At 64.8% G+C, this 18,289-nt stretch carries 13 protein-coding genes; 8 read left to right on the plus strand and 5 right to left on the minus strand.

The window, feature by feature from the left end:
• Positions 1 to 51: 51 nt before the first annotated feature.
• Positions 52 to 1,092, plus strand: coding sequence for an ABC transporter substrate-binding protein (locus IM733_RS20290; RefSeq protein WP_248918210.1), 1,041 nt, complete (start codon positions 52 to 54; stop codon positions 1,090 to 1,092).
• A gap of 38 nt (positions 1,093 to 1,130) precedes the next feature.
• Positions 1,131 to 2,036: a TauD/TfdA dioxygenase family protein gene (locus IM733_RS20295; protein WP_248918211.1), complete on the plus strand. Its 906-nt coding sequence runs from the start codon at positions 1,131 to 1,133 to the stop codon at positions 2,034 to 2,036.
• Positions 2,037 to 2,193: 157 nt separating this feature from the next.
• Here IM733_RS20295 and IM733_RS20300 read toward each other — a convergent pair whose 3' ends face one another.
• A complete protein-coding gene (locus IM733_RS20300) occupies positions 2,194 to 3,108 on the minus strand; it encodes a LysR family transcriptional regulator (RefSeq protein ID WP_248918212.1) in 915 nt (304 codons plus the stop codon).
• A 193-nt stretch (positions 3,109 to 3,301) separates the two neighbouring features.
• Here IM733_RS20300 and IM733_RS20305 point away from each other — a divergent pair, with 193 nt between their 5' ends.
• The 5 genes from IM733_RS20305 to IM733_RS20325 all read left to right on the plus strand — a co-directional run bounded on the left by IM733_RS20305 (position 3,302) and on the right by IM733_RS20325 (position 12,004).
• A complete protein-coding gene (locus IM733_RS20305) occupies positions 3,302 to 5,635 on the plus strand; it encodes a TonB-dependent receptor (protein WP_248918213.1) in 2,334 nt (777 codons plus the stop codon).
• Between the two features lie 17 nt (positions 5,636 to 5,652).
• Positions 5,653 to 7,326: an aryl-sulfate sulfotransferase gene (locus IM733_RS20310; protein ID WP_248918214.1), complete on the plus strand. Its 1,674-nt coding sequence runs from the start codon at positions 5,653 to 5,655 to the stop codon at positions 7,324 to 7,326.
• Between the two features lie 299 nt (positions 7,327 to 7,625).
• A complete protein-coding gene (gene gabD / locus IM733_RS20315) occupies positions 7,626 to 9,068 on the plus strand; it encodes an NADP-dependent succinate-semialdehyde dehydrogenase (protein ID WP_248918215.1) in 1,443 nt (480 codons plus the stop codon).
• A gap of 183 nt (positions 9,069 to 9,251) precedes the next feature.
• The gene (gene gabT / locus IM733_RS20320) at positions 9,252 to 10,529 is read left to right on the plus strand and encodes a 4-aminobutyrate--2-oxoglutarate transaminase (protein WP_248918216.1); all 1,278 of its coding nucleotides are present in this window, start codon (positions 9,252 to 9,254) and stop codon (positions 10,527 to 10,529) included.
• Positions 10,530 to 10,666: 137 nt separating this feature from the next.
• On the plus strand, positions 10,667 to 12,004 hold the full coding sequence (locus IM733_RS20325) for a response regulator (protein ID WP_248918217.1): 1,338 nt from the start codon (positions 10,667 to 10,669) through the stop codon (positions 12,002 to 12,004).
• A gap of 104 nt (positions 12,005 to 12,108) precedes the next feature.
• Here IM733_RS20325 and IM733_RS20330 read toward each other — a convergent pair whose 3' ends face one another.
• The gene (locus IM733_RS20330; RefSeq protein WP_248918218.1) at positions 12,109 to 13,098 is read right to left on the minus strand and encodes a GGDEF domain-containing protein; all 990 of its coding nucleotides are present in this window, start codon (positions 13,096 to 13,098) and stop codon (positions 12,109 to 12,111) included.
• Positions 13,099 to 13,237: 139 nt separating this feature from the next.
• Complete coding sequence (gene desA, locus IM733_RS20335) at positions 13,238 to 14,422, minus strand: delta-9 fatty acid desaturase DesA (RefSeq protein WP_248918219.1); 1,185 nt, start codon at positions 14,420 to 14,422, stop codon at positions 13,238 to 13,240.
• A gap of 151 nt (positions 14,423 to 14,573) precedes the next feature.
• Here desA and dibA point away from each other — a divergent pair, with 151 nt between their 5' ends.
• Positions 14,574 to 16,469 carry a phosphodiesterase DibA gene (dibA, locus tag IM733_RS20340; RefSeq protein WP_248918220.1) on the plus strand — a complete coding sequence of 632 codons (1,896 nt, stop codon included), beginning with the start codon at positions 14,574 to 14,576 and terminating at the stop codon, positions 16,467 to 16,469.
• Positions 16,470 to 16,544: 75 nt separating this feature from the next.
• Here the strand turns inward: dibA and IM733_RS20345 are convergent, their stop codons facing one another.
• Positions 16,545 to 17,189: a methionine ABC transporter permease gene (locus IM733_RS20345; protein WP_248918221.1), complete on the minus strand. Its 645-nt coding sequence runs from the start codon at positions 17,187 to 17,189 to the stop codon at positions 16,545 to 16,547.
• A complete protein-coding gene (locus tag IM733_RS20350; protein ID WP_248918222.1) occupies positions 17,179 to 18,288 on the minus strand; it encodes a methionine ABC transporter ATP-binding protein in 1,110 nt (369 codons plus the stop codon). The genes IM733_RS20345 and IM733_RS20350 overlap by 11 nt, the downstream gene beginning before the upstream one ends.
• Position 18,289 lies beyond the last annotated feature (1 nt).

An 18,289-nucleotide genomic window follows, 5' to 3' on the forward strand; every position in this document is an offset into this window, starting at 1 on the left:
CTGGCCAAAGCGCCGGCCATCGCCGGTGGCAGCCTGCCCAGGAGCATTGCCATGAAAGCCCGAATCCGTCACCTGCTCACCCCTCTGCTGGCTGGCCTGCTCAGTGCCTTGCCAATGGCTGCCCATGCCGCCCAGCCCGAAGTCATCCGCATTGCTGTCCCTGACTTGAGCGCCGGCAGCAAGCCCAGTGCTGGCGGCGTGGTCGACGTACTGCGCGACCAGCAACTGCTTGAGCAGGAATTTGCCAAGGACGGCATTCGCATCGACTGGCATTTCTTCAAGGGCGCGGGGCCGGTGGTCAACGAAGCCTTGGCCAATGGCCAGGCCGATTTCGCCTATCTGGGTGACCTGGCTGCGATTATCGGCAAGGCCAACGGCCTCGATACGCGTGTGCTGTCCGCCGGAGTGCGTGGGGTGAAGAGTTACCTGGGTGTGGTGCCGGGGTCGGGCATCCACAGCCTGCAAGACCTCAAGGGCAAGCGCGTGGCGGTGTTCCGCGGCACCGCCAACCAGCTGTCGTTCGCCAGCGCCCTGGCTAGCCAGGGGTTGTCCGAGCGTGAGCTGAAGGTGATCAACCTGGACTTCAACGCCGCCAACGCCGCCCTGGCCGCCAGGCAGATCGACGCCACCTGGGGGCTGTCCAACCTGCTGTCGCTGCGTGAGCGTGGCCTGGTCGAGCTGCCGGTCAACTCCCGCGATCTCAAAGGTGCCGGTGGCACTCAGGCGGTGCTGATCGGCACCGGCGAGTTCATCCGCCAGCACCCCGACCTGGTGCAGCGCCTGGTCACCGCCCAGCAGCAGGCGGTGAAGTGGCTGCAGAACGAACACAACCGCGATGCTTACGTGGACCTGGTGTCTGCCCAGGCCAACTGGCCACGGGCAATCCTGCGCGATGACCTGGCCCAGGAAAACCTGGCCCGTTACTTCGACCCTCGCCTGGACGCCGAATTCGTCGGCCTGCTGCAGCAGGGCGTGGACCTCGCCGCCAAGGAGCGCTTGATCCGCCGTGGCTTCCAGGTTGCCGACTGGATCGAGCCGCGCTTCCTCGACGCCGCCCTGCAACAAGACCAAGCCACCCAGGCCGCCCGCTGAACCCGAACCCCCGACAAGAAACCGTGAGGAGCACGACCATGAGCAACGCCGCATTGGCCACCGCGCCGCAAGCCCTCGAACTCGACATCCAGCCCGTTGCCGGACGCATCGGCGCTGAAATCCGAGGCATCAAGCTGTCCGCCGATCTGGACCCCGCCACCATCGAGGCCATCCAGGTCGCGCTGGTACAGCACAAGGTGATTTTCTTCCGCGCCCAGGATCATCTCGACGACCGAGGCCAGGAGGCCTTCGCCCAGTTGCTCGGCGAGCCCATTGCCCACCCCACCGTGCCGGTGGTCGACGGCACCCGTTACTTGCTCCAGCTCGATGGCGCCGAAGGCCAGCGGGCCAACTCCTGGCACACCGACGTGACCTTCGTCGATGCCTACCCCAAGGCCTCGATCCTGCGCAGCGTGGTCGCACCGGCATCGGGTGGCGACACGGTCTGGGCCAACACCGCCGCCGCTTACCAGGAACTGCCAGAGCCGCTGCGGGCGCTGGCCGATTCGTTGTGGGCGGTGCACAGCAACGAATACGACTATGCCAGCGTCAAGCCGGACGTCGACCCGGCCAAGCTCGAGCGCTACCGCAAAGTGTTCACCTCGACGGTGTACGAGACCGAGCACCCGGTGGTGCGTGTGCACCCGATCAGCGGCGAGCGCGTGTTGCAGTTGGGGCACTTCGTCAAGCGCATCAAGGGTTACTCGCTGGCCGATTCGCAGCACCTGTTCGCGCTGCTGCAGGGCCATGTGACACGTCTGGAAAACACCGTGCGCTGGCGCTGGCAGGCAGGTGACGTGGCGATCTGGGACAACCGCGCCACGCAGCACTACGCGGTGGATGACTACGGCACCCAGCCGCGCATCGTGCGCCGAGTGACCCTGGCCGGCGAGGTGCCTGTTGGGGTGGATGGGCAAGTGAGCCGAACGACCCGCAAGGGCTGATGCCCGCCTGGAACCCACCTGGGTGCCTCCTCCGTAGGAGCGGCTTCAGCCGCGATCACCCGCATGGCGGGTGCCATGCACAGCAAGGCCTGCATCGCGGCTAAAGTTGCTCCTACAGAGGGCTGTATTCCCTGCGCGACAGGCGGTGATGCGCTCCTCAGGTTTCGTTGTCACACACCAGCAACTGCCTGATCAACCCCTGCGCCAACGCCGACAACCCATACCCCATTCGGCTCACCACGCCATATCGCGTGTAGAACGCCTCCTCCTGCTCTGGCGCCAGGTCCGCCAGTTCAAGCGCCACCAACCCCCGCTCCCCCTGGTAGGGAAGCAGGTTCGCGCTGCAAGCGATGCCGATGGTGTCCGAGTGCAGCACCACATTGAGCAAGGCATAACCGTGTTCGCACTCCACGCTGGGCAGAAAGTCCTGCCGGCCGCTGAGGTCGCTGAGGACCTTTCGAATGTTCGGTGGGCGAGTCGTGGTGGCCAACGGGTAATCGAACAGGTCTTGCGTCCGCACTTTTTCATGCGCGGTCAACGGGTGCCCCTGGCGGCAGCAGAAGTGCCAGCGCTGGGGCTTGAGCTTGAGCACCTGGTAATCCGGGTCAGCCTCGAACTGGCGGGTGTCGGCGATGAAGAATTCGATTTCCTCGGCGATCAGGCGACGGTTCAGCGCCTGCCAATTGTCCACCTGGAAACAGGTGCGTGCCGCCGGGTACTCGGCAACGAACCGCGCCACCGCTCGAGGCACCAAGCCACCGGCTGGCGCTGGCCCCGAGCCGAAGCGCACCACCCCCGTGGTCGCGCCATTGAATTGGTTGATCTCGTTGACCAGGTGGTGCGCCCCGTGCACCAGCCGCCGCGAATGTTCCAGCACCAGCAACCCCTGGCGGGTGGGTGCCAGTTCCTTGCTGGCGCGGTCGACCAGGCGGCAGCCGACGTTGTGCTCCAGCGTCTGGATGCTGCGGCTGAAGGCCGATTGCGAAAGGTTCACCGCGGCCGCCGCGGCCACGAAGCTGCGGTGTTCGACAAGGGCGATGAAGTGGCGGAGCTGGCGTAGGTCGATATGCATTTTCTACATGGAAACTTTCGGTCGAATGCAATTGCTGGGAAGGGTTGGGAACCTTATAAAGGGACTTGCTTATTCCACAAAATATGAATTAAAAATATTTATATACCTTAAAAGAATATAAGCCCGTCCGACCGCGATTCGGTTCCGCCAACGGAAATGCTCGCCAGGGCCCACGCCTTCAAGGAGCATTTGCATGTCCCGACTTTCCCGTTGGCCCGCGCGCGTATCGTTTTTCGCTTTGCAGCCCCTCGCGGCCGGTGTGCTGCTGGCCGCCGCCGGCACCAGCTTCGCCGAAGCATCCACTCCAGCGCCCGCCGTCGAGCAGGAAGCCAAGCTCGGCACCGTCACCGTCAATGCCCGGCGCCGTGAGGAAACCGCCCAGAGCGTGCCCACGCCGATCAGCGTGCTGAGCAGCGAAACCCTGGAAACCCAACGCATCTACCGGGTGCAGGACCTGCAGCAGTTGGTGCCGAGCACCAACGTGTCCTATGTGCATGCCCGCCAGTCGAGCATTTCCATCCGTGGCCTGGGCAACAACCCGGCCAGCGATGGCCTGGAGGGCAGCGTTGGCGTGTACCTGGACAACGTCTACCTGGGGCGCCCCGGCATGGCGGTGTTCGACCTGCTCGATGTCGAGCAGATGGAAGTACTGCGCGGGCCGCAGGGCACGCTGTTCGGCAAGAACACCACCGCCGGTGTGCTGAACATCACCACGCGCAAGCCGACCCTCCACCAGGAGGGCAGTGTGCAGTCTTCCCTGGGCGAAGATGGCTACTGGCAGACCCAGGGCAGCTTCTCCGGCCCGCTCACCGACACCCTCGCCGGGCGCATCAGCGCCTACCACACCGAAGACGACGGCTATGTGAAGAACCTCCACGACGGCCACGACCTCAACGGCGGCAAGCGCCAGGGCTTTCGCACACAGTTGCTGTTCAAGCCCAGCGAGACCTTCAACCTGCACTGGATCGGCGAATACAACGAAGAGCACTCCGACAGTGGCATTCTCAGCCTCTACAGCAGCGGCCCGACCCTCAATGGCGTGAACCGCTATGAAAGCCTGGCTGCCCAGGCCGGGGCGACGTTGGTGTCGGGCAAGGACCGCAAGGTCAACTTCGACGCCGACCAAATGGTGAAAGTGTTCCAGGGCGGTACCTCGGTGGAGGCCAACTGGACGCTGCCCAACGACTTCACCCTCACCTCCATCAGCGCCTACCGCTGGTGGGACTTCACCCCGCGCAACGACGATGGCCTCAATGTGCCGGTGTTCTACAGCGCCGGGGTGTCGGTGCGGGACAAGCAGTACTCGCAGGAGATTCGCCTGGCCTCGCCCACCGGCGGCTTCTTCGACTACGTGCTGGGGGCGTACTACTTCAAGCAGGACCTGGACAACAAATCGTTCACTTACTACGGGCCGCAGGCCGATATCTGGAACCTGACCCCGGCCGGCGCCCTGGCCAATGTGAACACCATTGGCAATGGCCACATCGACACCGACAGCTATGCGCTGTTCGCCCAAGGCACCTGGCACCTGACCGAACGCCTGGACTTCACCGCCGGGGTACGCGGCACCTATGAGGAGAAGAGTGCCTGGGTCACCCGCGATGCGCCTTACGGTGGCGCTGCAGTGACCGGTGCCGCGGCTACAGCCCGACAGGGCCGGGTGGGCGCCTACGATTCGGGCGACCTCAACCAGTACAGCTTCGCCCCGTCCGGCCTGCTCAGCTTGAGCTACCGCTTCACCGACGACCTGCTGGGCTATGCCAGCCTGTCCCACGGCGAGAAGTCCGGGGGCGTCAACCTGACCGTCGGCGCCGCGCCGCGGCTGGGCACCGATTCGCTGCTGGTGGGCACCGAGCGCGCCAACAACGCCGAACTCGGGCTCAAGAGCACGCTGTTCGACAACCGCCTGCAGCTCAACACCAACCTGTTCTGGACCGAAGTGCACGGCTACCAGGCCAACGTCTACGACGAAGCCAACCGCGTGCAGTACCTGGCCAACGCCGGCAGCGTGCGTTCGCGTGGGCTGGAGTTCGAGGCCACGGCCCTGCCGATCCGAGGCCTGACGGTGAACTTCAACGGTTCATGGAACGACGTGCGCTACACCGACTACAAGGATGCACCGTGCCCGCCCGAGGTGAGCCTGGCCAACCCTGCGGCCACCTGCGACCTGTCCGGCCACCAGGTGGTGGGTGCCTCCAAGTACATCGCCAATATCAACGGCCAGTACAAATGGCAGCTGGCCGAGCGCATCGAGCCTTACGTCACCGCCAGCTATGCCTTCCGCTCCAGGGCGGTGGGCACCATCGACGACTCTGACTACGGCCAGATCCCCAGCTACGGCATCGTCAACCTGTCCACCGGGGTGCGCCTGGACCAGGGTGACGGCGTGCTCGACCTGTCGCTGTGGGTGAAGAACGCCGGCGACAAAACCTATTTCACCAGCCTGTGGAACTCCGCCAACGGCGGTTATGCCGGCGTGCTGGGTACGCCACGCACCGTGGGCGCCACCGCCCGTTACGACTTCTGAGCACAAGGAGCTTTGCCATGAATGCCAAGACCCAACCGCATGAACTGCCCGAAGGTGCCTGCCTCACTGCCAAGGTGCCTGATCGCGACGAAGCCCTGCTGGGTGACGTGGTGGTCAACCCCTACCGCCTGGCGCCGTTGACCGCGATCATCCGCGACGGAGGTCGCGCCATCAGCAGCGCCCATGTGCGGGTGCTGGGCCGGGGTGAGCGCGGTGTCGACATCACCTATGACGTTTCCGAGCGTTCGCTGTGGACTTATGGCGGCATCCCGGTGTTCGGCCTCTATCCGGACCACGTCAACCAGGTCGAGGTCAGTTACAAGCTCGACGGCGAGCGCATCCGCCAGCGCTACGAAATCTATGCCCCAGCCGTGCGCCTGCCGGTGGTGGCGAAACAGACCGCGGCATTGCCCGACGTGGAGCCGATCAAGGTTGCGCCTGGTTTCGAACAGCGCCTGTACCTGTTCAACCACCTGCTGGCCGAGATCCCCGGTGGGCGCGCCTTCAAGTGGAATGGCCTGGGCGGCGCCGCCGAGTGGGACTCGGTGGGCAACAACTGGATCGCCGACAGCAATGGCGATGTGCGCTGGTACCTGGATATCGAGCAGATCCATGATTCCAGCCGTCGCGACGGCCTGGGCGGCACCATGGGCTTCCACCAGACCCGCGACGGCAAGCTGATCTGGGGCCAGGGCCAGACGTACTCCAAGTACGACCTGCTCGGCCGGCGGGTGTGGCAACGCAGCCTGCCGGACAAGTTCGCCGACTTCTCCCACGAAATCCGCGAGACGGTGAACGGCACCTACCTGCTGCGGGTAGGCACCAGCGACTACCGCCGCCCCGACGGCAAGCGCGTGCGCTCAATCCGCGACCACATCATCGAGGTCAACGAAGCGGGTGACGTGCTGGACTTCTGGGACCTGAACCAGATTCTCGACCCCTATCGCGGCGAACTGCTGGAGACCCTGGGCAAGGCGGCGATCCAGCTGCCAGAGGGCGTGCAGAAACAAGGCGACCGTCTGGCCAACGAGCTGGCCGAAGGCGACCTGCCGTTCGGTGATACCCCCGGCGTCGGCACCGGGCGCAACTGGGCCCACGTCAATGCCATCGACTACGACGCCGATGACGACAGCATCATCGTTTCAGCGCGCCACCAGGGGGTGGTGAAGATTGGCCGCGACAAGCAGGTGAAGTGGATCCTCGCCGCGCCGCAAGGTTGGCCGGCACGTTTGCAGGACAAAGTGCTCAAACCGGTGGGCGAGGGCTTCGAATGGTCCTGGACCCAGCACACTGCCTGGCTGACCGGGCGTGGCACGCTGACCGTGTTCGACAATGGCTGGGGCCGTGACTTCGGGCCGACCAAGCTGGCCGGCAACTACAGCCGGGCGGTGGAATACCGGATCGACGAGGCCAAGGGCACGGTCGAGCAGGTGTGGCAGTACGGCAAGGAGCGCGGGGACGAGTGGTACAGCCCGATCACCTCGGTGGTGGCATATCGGGTGGACACCGATACCCAGTTCATCTATTCGGCCTCGGTGAACTTCCTGACCCCGCAGAAGCTGACGACCACGGTGCTCAACGAAGTGCGTCGTGGCACCCAGGAGGTGGCGGTGGAGTTGAAAGTGCACAGTCGCCAGCCGGGCAGCGTGGGTTACCGGGCGCTGGTGATCGACCTCGACAAGGCGTTCTGATGGACTAACCTTCCAGGGCACTATCGCGGGGCAAGCCCGCTCCCACGCAGTCCGCGCAAGGGCTGCCTGGGAGCGGGCTTGCCCCGCGATGCATTTCCACTGATCTGAATTCCGACCATTCGTTCTTTTTTTCGAACAGCCTATTGTCCAACACCCCAACCCCCGCTTAGCATTCCGTTTGAGATTTCAAACGCTCAGCACCCAGGCGTCGAACACCCTGGTGCACGAATTTCTGACGGCCGCCCCCTTTTGGGGGCGCCTTTTCAACAATCAATAATTCGCAGTAAAGGGAAGCCGACATGCAGCTCAAAGACGCTCAGTTGTTCCGCCAGCAAGCCTTCATCAACGGTGAGTGGCTGGATGCGGACAGCGGCCAGACCATCAAGGTGACCAACCCGGCCACCGGTGAAGTGATCGGCAGCGTGCCGAAGATGGGCGCCGCCGAGACCCGCCGCGCCATCGAGGCCGCCGACAAGGCCCTGCCGGCCTGGCGCGCACTGACCGCCAAGGAGCGTGCCGGCAAGCTGCGCCGCTGGTTCGAGCTGATGATCGAGCACCAGGACGACCTGGCCCGCCTGATGACCACCGAGCAGGGCAAGCCACTGGCCGAAGCCAAGGGCGAGATCGCCTACGCCGCCTCGTTCATCGAGTGGTTCGCCGAAGAAGCCAAGCGCGTGTACGGCGATGTCATCCCTGGCCACCAGCCGGACAAGCGCCTGATCGTCATCAAGCAGCCGATTGGCGTCACCGCCGCCATCACCCCGTGGAACTTCCCGGCCGCGATGATCACCCGCAAAGCCGGCCCGGCCCTGGCCGCCGGTTGCACCATGGTCCTCAAGCCCGCTTCGCAGACCCCTTACTCCGCCCTGGCCCTGGTCGAGCTGGCCACCCGTGCCGGTATCCCGGCTGGCGTGCTGAGTGTGATCACCGGCAGCGCCGGCGAAGTCGGCAGCGAGCTGACCGGCAACTCCCTGGTACGCAAGCTGTCCTTCACCGGCTCGACCGAAATCGGTCGCCAGCTGATGGAAGAATGCGCCAAGGACATCAAGAAGGTGTCCCTGGAGCTGGGCGGCAACGCGCCGTTCATCGTGTTCGACGACGCCGACCTGGATAAGGCGGTCGAGGGCGCGATCATCTCCAAGTACCGCAACAACGGCCAGACCTGCGTCTGCGCCAACCGTATCTACGTGCAGGACGGTGTCTACGACGCCTTCGCCGAGAAGCTCAAGGCCGCTGTCGCCAAGCTGAAGATCGGTAACGGCCTGGAAGAAGGCACCACCACTGGCCCGCTGATCGACGGCAAGGCTGTCGCCAAGGTCCAGGAGCACATCGACGACGCCGTTTCGAAAGGCGCCAAGGTGCTGTCCGGTGGCAAGCTGATCGAAGGCAACTTCTTCGAGCCGACCATCCTCGTCGACGTGCCGAAGACTGCCGCCGTCGCCAAGGAAGAGACCTTCGGCCCGCTGGCGCCGCTGTTCCGCTTCAAGGATGAGGCCGAAGTCATCGCCATGTCCAACGACACCGAGTTCGGCCTGGCCTCGTACTTCTACGCCCGTGACATGAGCCGCGTGTTCCGCGTCGCCGAGGCCCTGGAGTACGGCATGGTCGGTATCAACACCGGCCTGATCTCCAACGAAGTCGCGCCGTTCGGCGGCATCAAGGCCTCGGGTCTGGGCCGCGAAGGTTCCAAGTACGGTATCGAGGACTACCTCGAGATCAAATACCTGTGCATCAGCGTCTGATCACCAGGTAATCGGTTTTACCTCTGCCAGCGGGGCGCGAGAGCGACGTCTCGCTGGCCTTTTTGACATAGCGGTACCTGGTGGCCAGGGCAGGCGTGACAGTCGATCAACGAATACTGTGCACGCTTGCATCCAGCCACCCCCGAATAAAAGCGCCGCAGAACCGGCGCAATTGAGGGCACTATGAGCAAGACCAACGAATCCCTGATGCAACGCCGTACCGCCGCCGTCCCACGTGGCGTCGGCCAGATCCACCCGATCTTCGTCGATACCGCGAAGAACTCGACGGTGATCGACGTTGAAGGCCGCGAACTGATCGACTTCGCCGGCGGCATCGCGGTACTGAACACCGGCCACCTGCACCCTAAAGTGGTCGCGGCCGTGCAAGAGCAGCTGACCAAGGTCAGCCACACCTGCTTCCAGGTGCTGGCCTACGAGCCCTACGTCGAGCTGTGCGAAAAGATCAACAAGCTGGTCCCAGGCGACTTCGCCAAGAAGACTCTGCTGGTCACCACCGGCTCCGAAGCCGTTGAAAACGCCGTGAAGATCGCCCGTGCCGCCACCGGCCGTGCTGGCGTGATCGCCTTCACCGGCGGCTACCACGGCCGCACCATGATGACCTTGGGCCTGACCGGCAAGGTCGTGCCGTACTCCGCCGGCATGGGCCTGATGCCAGGCGGCATCTTCCGCGCCCTGTTCCCGAGCGAGCTGCACGGCATCAGCGTTGATGACGCCATCGCCTCGGTCGAGCGCATCTTCAAGAACGACGCCGAGCCGCGCGACATCGCCGCGATCATCCTCGAGCCGGTGCAAGGCGAAGGCGGTTTCCTGCCTGCGCCGAAAGAGCTGATGAAGCGCCTGCGCGCCCTGTGCGACCAGCACGGCATCCTGCTGATCGCCGACGAAGTGCAGACCGGCGCCGGCCGTACTGGCACCTTCTTCGCCATGGAGCAGATGGGCGTCGCGCCTGACCTGACCACCTTCGCCAAGTCCATCGCTGGCGGCTTCCCGCTGGCCGGTGTATGCGGCAAGGCCGAGTACATGGACGCCATCGCCCCGGGTGGCCTGGGCGGTACCTACGCCGGTTCGCCGATCGCTTGCGCCGCGGCCCTGGCCGTGATCGAAGTGTTCGAGGAAGAGAAGCTGCTGGAGCGTAGCCAAGCTGTTGGCGAGCGCCTGACCGCTGGCCTCAAGCAGATCCAGGCCAAGTACCCGATCATCGGCGACGTCCGTGGCCTGGGTTCGATGATCGCGGTGGAAGTCTTCGAGAAAGGCACCCACACCCCGAATGCCGCCGCCGTTGCGCAGGTTGTGGCCAAGGCGCGCGACAAGGGTCTGATCCTGCTGTCCTGCGGCACCTACGGCAACGTCCTGCGCATCCTGGTGCCGCTGACCGCCGAAGACGCACTGCTGGACAAAGGCCTGGCAATCATCGAAGAGTGCTTCGCTGAACTGGCCTGAAATATGTGATACGTGTCAGAAAAAAACCCGCTTCGGCGGGTTTTTTTTATGCCGCTTGCGGGCATCAGGCGCTAAGGTTGTACGAGGATTCCGCGGAAGCTGCGAAGGACCGCGCGTCATTGCCTGGAGAAAAGCCCATGAGCGCTGTTGATCCCGTCCCCCCTTGCGTGCTGATCGCCGAAGGCGACCCCTGGGTGCGTGACATGCTCCGAGATATGCTGCTTAGCGTGCGCTGCGATGCCCGGCTGCAGATCTGCGCCGATGGTTCACAGGCGCTGAGTGCGTTGTCCGCCAAGCCTGACCTGATCATCGCGGCCCGTGAGCTGTCCGGGCTCGATGGCCTCGACCTGCTGCGCAGAGTGCGCGGTATGGGCGGGCAGCCTGGCCTGCCGTTCATCCTCATGAGTGAACGCACCGACGGCGCCAGTGTGCGCGAGGCGCTGCCGCTGCACCCCACTGCCTACCTGGGCAAGCCGCTCGACCTGGACAACCTGCGCAAGCGCCTGGAAAGCCTGTTGCTGGAGGTCGGCGAGCCGATCACCTGCCCGGTGCCGCCCTTGCAAGCCGGGGTCAAGTTGCCGGCGTTCCTCGAGCAACGCCGTGCCACAGCCGATGGCGGCCCCTTGTTCGCCGACGTGCAGGTGGCGATCAAGCGTGCCCTCAACCCCCATGGGCTGAACCTGCGGGTGCTCGAGGAGGAGGTGCGCGACGACCCACAGATCACCGGCGTGCTCATCGCCGCGGCGAACAGCGCCGCGCTGCACAGCGAGTCGCCGGTACAAACCTTGCTGCAGGCGCTGAACAAGCTCGGCAGCACCCAGAGCATGAACCTTATCCTGGGCCTTACGCTCAAGCGCAGCGCGCGATTGAGCGACCCGTTGCTGGCCCGTTACGCGGCGCACTACTGGAACCTTTCCCTGCACACCGCGGACTACGCCCGCACCCTGGCGCGCATGGTCGAGGTGGACGAGGGCCTTTGCTACTGTGCTGGGCTGCTGCATTGCCTGGGCGACCTGGCCGTCCTGCGTACCCTGCAGGAATGGCGCCTGGCCGGCGGCGAGCTGGACGAGGACCAGGTGGAGTTGTCGCTCAACGAATTCGGTGCGCCGTTCGGTTCGGCGTTGCGCACTCGCTGGCGCCTGCCGCTGAACCTGCGCGAGCTGATCGCTTCGGTGTATCAGCTGGGTGGCGGCGTGTACTCCCGCGAGATCTTGGCCATGAACCTGGCGGGACAGCTGGCACGGTTGCGGCCCAGCGCAGGGCTGGAGAAGGTCGCCAGCAGCAAGACGGCGCGGTTGCTCAAGCTTGGGTTGCCGGAGCTGACGCGGCTGCGCAAGGTGGACCCGGAGGCGTTAGCGCGCGAGGAGGCCGAGCGCCAGGCGGCACAGGCCGCCACCGACGAAGCGCAAGCCACCTTGATCGATCCGGCACTGGCAGAAACCCCGCCCGAGGCAGACGAGGAGCGTCCGGCCTGATCGGTTCATTGCTGTAGGTGATCAAGCCTTGGGATTGTTCCTGCAGGGGTTGCAGACGGCTGTTTGTATCCAGGCGGGTCGAGCAGCCACCTCAGCTAAACCGGTCAGCTTCGCACGATCTGGTTCTTGCCTTGGCGCTTGGCCCGGTACATCGCCGCATCGGCGCGGGCGAACAGGCTGTCGAGCGTTTCGTCTTCGTCGGTCAAACCGGTCAGCCCTTGGCTCACTGTCACCCCATAGGTCTGCTGCCCGTGGCTGAAGCTCAGGCGCTGGATTTCCCGCTGCAAGCGCTCGGCGATTTGCCCGGCCATTTGTGCCGTGCAGCCGGGAAACACCGCCGCGAACTCTTCGCCACCAATACGCCCGAACTGGTCGCCACGCCGTAGCACGGCCTTGCCGGCGTCGGCGATGCGTTGCAGCACCTGATCGCCTTCCTGGTGGCCGTAGCTGTCGTTGATCTGCTTGAAGTCGTCGATATCCAGCAGCAGGAAAGCCAGCGGCGTGCCGTCTTCACGGGCACTGTCGAAGGCTTGCTGGGCGCAGTCGAAGAAGTGTCGGCGGTTGCTGCTTTGAGTCAGTACATCGGTGGTGGCCAGGCGCTGCAGCTCGCCTTCGAGCCGCTTCTTCTCGGTGATGTCTTCGGCGATACCCACGATGATCACCCGCTGGTCACCCTCGCGCGTTTGGTTGATGTAGCACTTGTCACTGATCCAGCGTACTTCGCCGGCGGCGTTGAGGATGCGGTACTCGCGGTCTTCCACGGTACCTTTGACCAGCACCTGGGCCAGGCTGCGTTCGGCGTACTCAAGGTCGTCGGGGTAGATGGCGTCGCGCCACTCGTTGTAATCGGCGAGCACCAGGCTGGCCGGGCGACCGAAGATGCGCTCGTAGGCGGGGCTCACGTAGAGCACTTGGCGCGTTTCCCAGTCGAACGCCCACAGCACGGCGTTAACGCTGTCGAGCAGAGAACTGTACAACTGCTCGCGTTCGCTCAGGCGCGCCACTTCGCCCTGGGCGTGGAGCAGGGCCAGCAAGGTCTGGGCGGCTTCGGGGCGGGGTGTGCCGGTGTGCGTGGGTGGGAGTTCTTTGGCCATGAGCACGGAGCGGTTCTCGACGATAGGCGTGCGGCCACGGTCAGGCCCGCCACGCGGGCGATATGTCGAGTTTGAGCGGTGTGCGAAGGGTAAGTTCCGGTCGGCACGCCCCAATGCGGAGCGTGCCGATCAACGGCGGTCAGGCGGTGGCGGGGCGCAACGAGTAGGTTTTGAGCTGGGCGGCGAAGTCGCGCAGCGAATGGATTCCGCTGGCTTCCGCCTCGTGTACCCACTCCTTCATGGCGGCGAGCATGTCGTGACCGTTGGCACTGGTGCGCGCCCAGATTTGCTGTAGTGCCAGGCGCTTTTCGTAGATGGTCTTGAGGGCCTGACTGTGGGCGAGCATGGATTCGATGCGCACGTGATGGCGGTCTTGCAGCAGGCTGGTTTCGCGCGAGAGCAGGCGCTTGGCGCGGCGGAAGCGGTGGCGTACCGACGCGTCGACCTTGTCCAGTTCCTGCTTCACCAGTGGGGCAATCACCAGCTTGCGGTACTGGGCCATGATCTGGAAGCGGTTGTTGAGGATGGCCATGGCGGTGTCCATGTCCAGCGAGGCCTTGCCCTCGACCCGGTGGGCGATGGGCGCGACCCGCTGCACCTTGGCCAGACGCAGCAGGCTCAGCAGGCGGATCCACATCCAGCCCATGTCGAATTCCCAGCGGCGCACCGAGAGTTTTGCCGAATTAGGGTAGGTGTGGTGGTTGTTGTGCAACTCCTCGCCGCCAATGATGATGCCCCAGGGCACCAGGTTGGTGGCCGCGTCGCGGCATTCGAAGTTGCGATAGCCCACCGCGTGACCCAGGCCGTTGACCACGCCGGCGGCCCAGAAGGGAATCCACATCATCTGGATGGCCCAGATGGTGATGCCGATGGTGCCGAACAGTAGCAGGTCGATGACCGCCATCAGGGCGATGCCGCCGAGCTTGAAGCGGGTGTAGAGGTTGCGCTCGATCCAGTCATCGGGGCAGTTCTTGCCATAGATGCGCAGTGTCTCTTCGTTGCGTGCTTCTTCGCGGTACAGCTCCGCGCCCTTGCGCAGCACGGTGCCAAGCCCCTTGTGTACCGGGCTGTGCGGGTCGTCCGGGGTTTCGCACTTGGCGTGGTGCTTGCGGTGGATGGCAGTCCACTCGCGGGTGTTCTGCGCGGTGGTGAGCCACAGCCAGAAGCGGAAGAAATGCTTGAGGCCCGCGTTCAGCTCCAGGGCCCGGTGGGCCGAGTAGCGGTGCAGGTAGATGGTGACGCTGACGATGGTCAGGTGAGTCATCAGCAAGGTGACCGCGACCAGTTGCCAGGCCGACAAGTCGAGCAGACCGTAGTACCACATAACGGGAAAGACCCTCGAAAACACAGGGGGAACAGCGCTCGCATTATCCCTTGGCGGGGAAATAAAACCAGTCGCCCTTTTTGATAGGAAGTCACAGGGTGTTTCAGCCCCTATAATGCCCCTTCCTTTTTCATGGGCTAAACCACCCGACATGTCTGTTTCCGTTCGCGACGCCTTGCGCATGGCCGGGCTCTATGTGGTGCTTTCGATTCTCTGGCTGGCGCTGTCCGAGCTGGTCCTGCATGGCATGACCGAGGACCCGTTGGCGCTGACCGTGGGGCGGCAGATCAATGTGGTGGTCTGGGTGCTGCTCAGTGCCCTGCTGATCTTCGTCTCGCGTGCCCGGCTGCTGAACTTCATCGGCATCGGCGCCCGCCTGCGCAGCGAGGACCGCGAACGCTTGCGCATGGCCGCCGCGGTGTTCGACAGCACCCTGGAGGGCGTGCTGGTGACGGATCGCAACGGCCTGATCGTGCACGTCAACCGGGCGTTCATGCGCATCACCGGGTACCAGCAGGACGAGGTGGTCGGCCAGCGGCCGAGCAAGTTCAAGTCGGGCCGCCATGGCGCGCCGTTCTACCAGCAGATCTACACCGCGCTGGCGGAAAAGGGCGAGTGGAGCGGGGAAATCTGGAACCGTCGCAAAAGTGGTGAGATCTACCCGCAATGGCAGACGATATGCGCCATTCGCGACGACAGCGGCGAGCTCAGCCACTATGTGGCGGTGTTCAGCGATATCAGTGCGATCAAGCACACGGAAGAGGAACTGGCCTACCTCGCCCACCACGACCCGCTCACCGGCTTGCCCAATCGCCTGCTGTTCAACGACCGCGTCGAGCAGGCCCTGGCCGCCGCCCAGGCCAACAAGCGTGGTTGCGCCCTGCTGCTGCTCGACCTGGACCACTTCCAGAGCATCAACGACGGCCTTGGCCATACCATCGGCGACCAGTTGCTCAAGCTGGTTGGCGAGCGCCTGCGTGAGGTGCTGGGCAACGGCGTGACCCTGGCCCGCCTGGGCGGTGACGAGTTCGGGGTGCTGGCGGAGAGCTGCCAGCAAGTCGGCCAGGCCGGCAAGCTGGCGCAGACCATCATCGAGCGGCTGAAAGAGCCGTTCAGCTTCGAGGGCAACCGCCTGTTCATCAGTGCCAGCATTGGCATCAGCCTGTTCCCCAGCGACGCGTTGAGTGCCGAGCAATTGCTGCGCAATGCCGACTCGGCGCTGTTCAAGGCCAAGGGGAATGGGCGGGCCTGCTACGCCCTGTACACCGAAGAGCTCACCGCCCATGCCCAGCAGCGGGTCGAGACCGCCGGCGAGTTGCGCCGGGCGCTGGAGCAGCAAGAGCTGCGGGTGTTCTTCCAGCCGGTGCATGACTTGTTCACCTCAAAGATGATTGGCGTGGAGACGCTGGTACGCTGGCAGCACCCCACGCGTGGGCTGGTCCCGCCAGGGGAGTTCATCCCCATCGCCGAACGCACCGGGCTGATTGCCGAGATCGATGCCTGGGTGCTGGGCCAGGCCTGCCGGCAGATGGTGCAGTGGCAGACCGAAGGGCGGGTGCTGGAGTTCGTCGCGGTGAACATCTCCAGCCGATTGTTCAATCAGCGCGAGCTGTACCGGCAGGTGGCCGATGTGCTGCACGACACCGGCCTGAATCCGGCCCTGCTGGAACTCGAGGTCACCGAAAGCGCTGTGATGGAGGACCCGGAGGTGGCGCTGGAGCAGATGCACCGGTTGCGCGAACTGGGGCTGAACCTGGCCATCGATGACTTCGGTACGGGCTACTCGTCGCTGCTGCGGCTCAAGCGCCTACCGGTGCAGAAACTGAAAATCGACCAGGGCTTCGTTGCCGGTTTGCCCCATGACGACGATGACATCGCCATCGTGCGGGTGATCATCGCCCTGGCGCGCAGCATGGGCATGCAGGTACACGCCGAGGGGATCGAACAGGCCGAGCAAGCGCGCTTCCTGTTGGAGCAGCAGTGCCAGATGGGGCAAGGGTACTGGTTTGGCAGGCCGGTGCCGGCAAGCGAACTGCACTGGGGATAAGGGCGTTGCGGTTCGCCGGCAAGCTCCTGCAGGGCCAACGCTATCGACGTAGGCGCCGGCTTGCCGGCGAAGGGTTCAACGCTTGTTCAAGCCTTTCGCCAGGCGATCTCCACCCAACTGGATCACCGCCACCAGCACCACCAGCATCACGATCACGGTCAGCATGATCTGGCTGTCAAAGCGCTGGTACCCATACCGATAGGCAATGTCCCCCAACCCCCCGGCACCGATCGCCCCGGCCATGGCCGACGAGTTGATCAGCGTCACCAGGGTGATGGTGAACCCGCCGACGATGCCTGGCAGCGCCTCGGGCAGCAGCACGTGCCGGACGATGTGCCAGCGCCGGCAGCCCATGGCCTGCGCCGCCTCGATCAGGCCATGGTCTACCTCCCGCAGGCTCACCTCGGCAATCCGCGCGAAGAACGGCGTCGCCGCGATGGTCAACGGCACCACCGCCGCCCACACCCCATAGGTGGTACCGACCACCAGGCGGGTGAAGGGGATCAGCGCGACCATCAGGATCAGGAACGGGATCGAGCGGAACAGGTTGACGATGGCGCCCAGCACCCTGTTCAGCGTGGGCGCCTCGAAGATCCCGCCCTTGTCGCTGGTGACCAGCAGTACCGCCATCGGCACGCCGACGATCAATGCGACCAGCGACGACACGCCGACCATCAGCAAGGTGTCGAGCAGGCCTTGCAGCAAACGCTCAATCCACATGGCCAAGCACCTCCACGTCCGCGGCCCAGCGGCGGGCGCGCTCCAACAGTTGACGGGTGTCCAGCGGCGAGCCGCGCACGGACAGGATCAGTTGCCCCAGGGCATGCTCGCCGATGGTCTCGATACCGCCTTGCAACAGGCGCACCCGCCCTCCCAGGTCGGCGAACAGGGCGCCCAGCTCCGGCTCGCCAACCAGGCCGAGCTTGAGCACCACGGCCGCGTCGCGGCTGGCCGGGCTGGCGCGCAGGCTGGCCTGCAATGCTTCGGGCAGCCGTGCTTGCAGGGGCGCCAGCAAGGTGCGAGTGACCTCATGGCGCGGCGCGCCGAATACCTGCCAGACTTCGCCGTGCTCGACCACTTCGCCGCGCTCCAGCACCACCACGCGGTGGCAGATGTCGCGGATCACCGCCATCTCGTGGGTAATCAGCACCACGGTCAGGCCCAGGCGCCGGTTGATGTCGCGCAGCAGTTCGAGGATCGCGGCGGTGGTTTCCGGGTCCAGCGCCGAAGTGGCCTCATCGCACAGCAGGATCTGAGGGTCGTGCACCAGCGCCCGGGCGATCCCGACTCGCTGTTTCTGCCCACCCGACAGTTGCGCCGGGTAGACATGATGTTTCTCCGCAAGCCCGACCAGCTCCAGCAGCTCGCACACCTTGCGCTGGCGCTCGGCCTTGGCCACCCCGGCCACCTTCAGCGGCAGCTCGACGTTCTGCCACACGGTCTTGGCCGACATCAGGTTGAAGTGCTGGAAGATCATGCCGATGCGCCGCCGCAGGGCCACCAGGCGATCCTCGTCGAATGCCGCGATATCCACCTGGTCGATCAGTACCCGGCCTTGGCTGGGCTGCTCCAGGCGGTTGATGGTGCGCAGCAAAGACGACTTGCCAGCACCGCTACGGCCGATGATGCCGAAGATTTCGCCACGGCGGATGTTGAGGTCGATACCGTGCAGCGCCGGCTGGGCCTGGCCCGGGTAGGTCTTGCCCAGGCCGATGAAGCGCACGTGGGCCTGGTTCACGTCCGGGCGCAGGGCCTGCTCCGTGGCCTTGTGCGGTTCGACGGGTGGGACGGGCGCCCTGAGGGCGCTGGCCTGGGCCATG

The organism is Pseudomonas entomophila (assembly GCF_023277925.1).
GTDB lineage: Bacteria > Pseudomonadota > Gammaproteobacteria > Pseudomonadales > Pseudomonadaceae > Aquipseudomonas > Aquipseudomonas entomophila_D.

Bases quoted from the DNA above. Each gene is read 5' to 3' on its own strand.
- IM733_RS20290 (WP_248918210.1), top strand. From the start codon at position 52: ATGAAAGCCCGAATCCGTCACCTGCTCACCCCTCTGCTGGCTGGCCTG.
- IM733_RS20295 (WP_248918211.1), top strand. From the start codon at position 1,131: ATGAGCAACGCCGCATTGGCCACCGCGCCGCAAGCCCTCGAACTCGAC.
- IM733_RS20300 (WP_248918212.1), bottom strand. From the start codon at position 3,108: ATGCATATCGACCTACGCCAGCTCCGCCACTTCATCGCCCTTGTCGAA.
- IM733_RS20305 (WP_248918213.1), top strand. From the start codon at position 3,302: ATGTCCCGACTTTCCCGTTGGCCCGCGCGCGTATCGTTTTTCGCTTTG.
- IM733_RS20310 (WP_248918214.1), top strand. From the start codon at position 5,653: ATGAATGCCAAGACCCAACCGCATGAACTGCCCGAAGGTGCCTGCCTC.
- gabD (WP_248918215.1), top strand. From the start codon at position 7,626: ATGCAGCTCAAAGACGCTCAGTTGTTCCGCCAGCAAGCCTTCATCAAC.
- gabT (WP_248918216.1), top strand. From the start codon at position 9,252: ATGAGCAAGACCAACGAATCCCTGATGCAACGCCGTACCGCCGCCGTC.
- IM733_RS20325 (WP_248918217.1), top strand. From the start codon at position 10,667: ATGAGCGCTGTTGATCCCGTCCCCCCTTGCGTGCTGATCGCCGAAGGC.
- IM733_RS20330 (WP_248918218.1), bottom strand. From the start codon at position 13,098: ATGGCCAAAGAACTCCCACCCACGCACACCGGCACACCCCGCCCCGAA.
- desA (WP_248918219.1), bottom strand. From the start codon at position 14,422: ATGTGGTACTACGGTCTGCTCGACTTGTCGGCCTGGCAACTGGTCGCG.
- dibA (WP_248918220.1), top strand. From the start codon at position 14,574: ATGTCTGTTTCCGTTCGCGACGCCTTGCGCATGGCCGGGCTCTATGTG.
- IM733_RS20345 (WP_248918221.1), bottom strand. From the start codon at position 17,189: ATGTGGATTGAGCGTTTGCTGCAAGGCCTGCTCGACACCTTGCTGATG.
- IM733_RS20350 (WP_248918222.1), bottom strand. From the start codon at position 18,288: ATGGCCCAGGCCAGCGCCCTCAGGGCGCCCGTCCCACCCGTCGAACCG.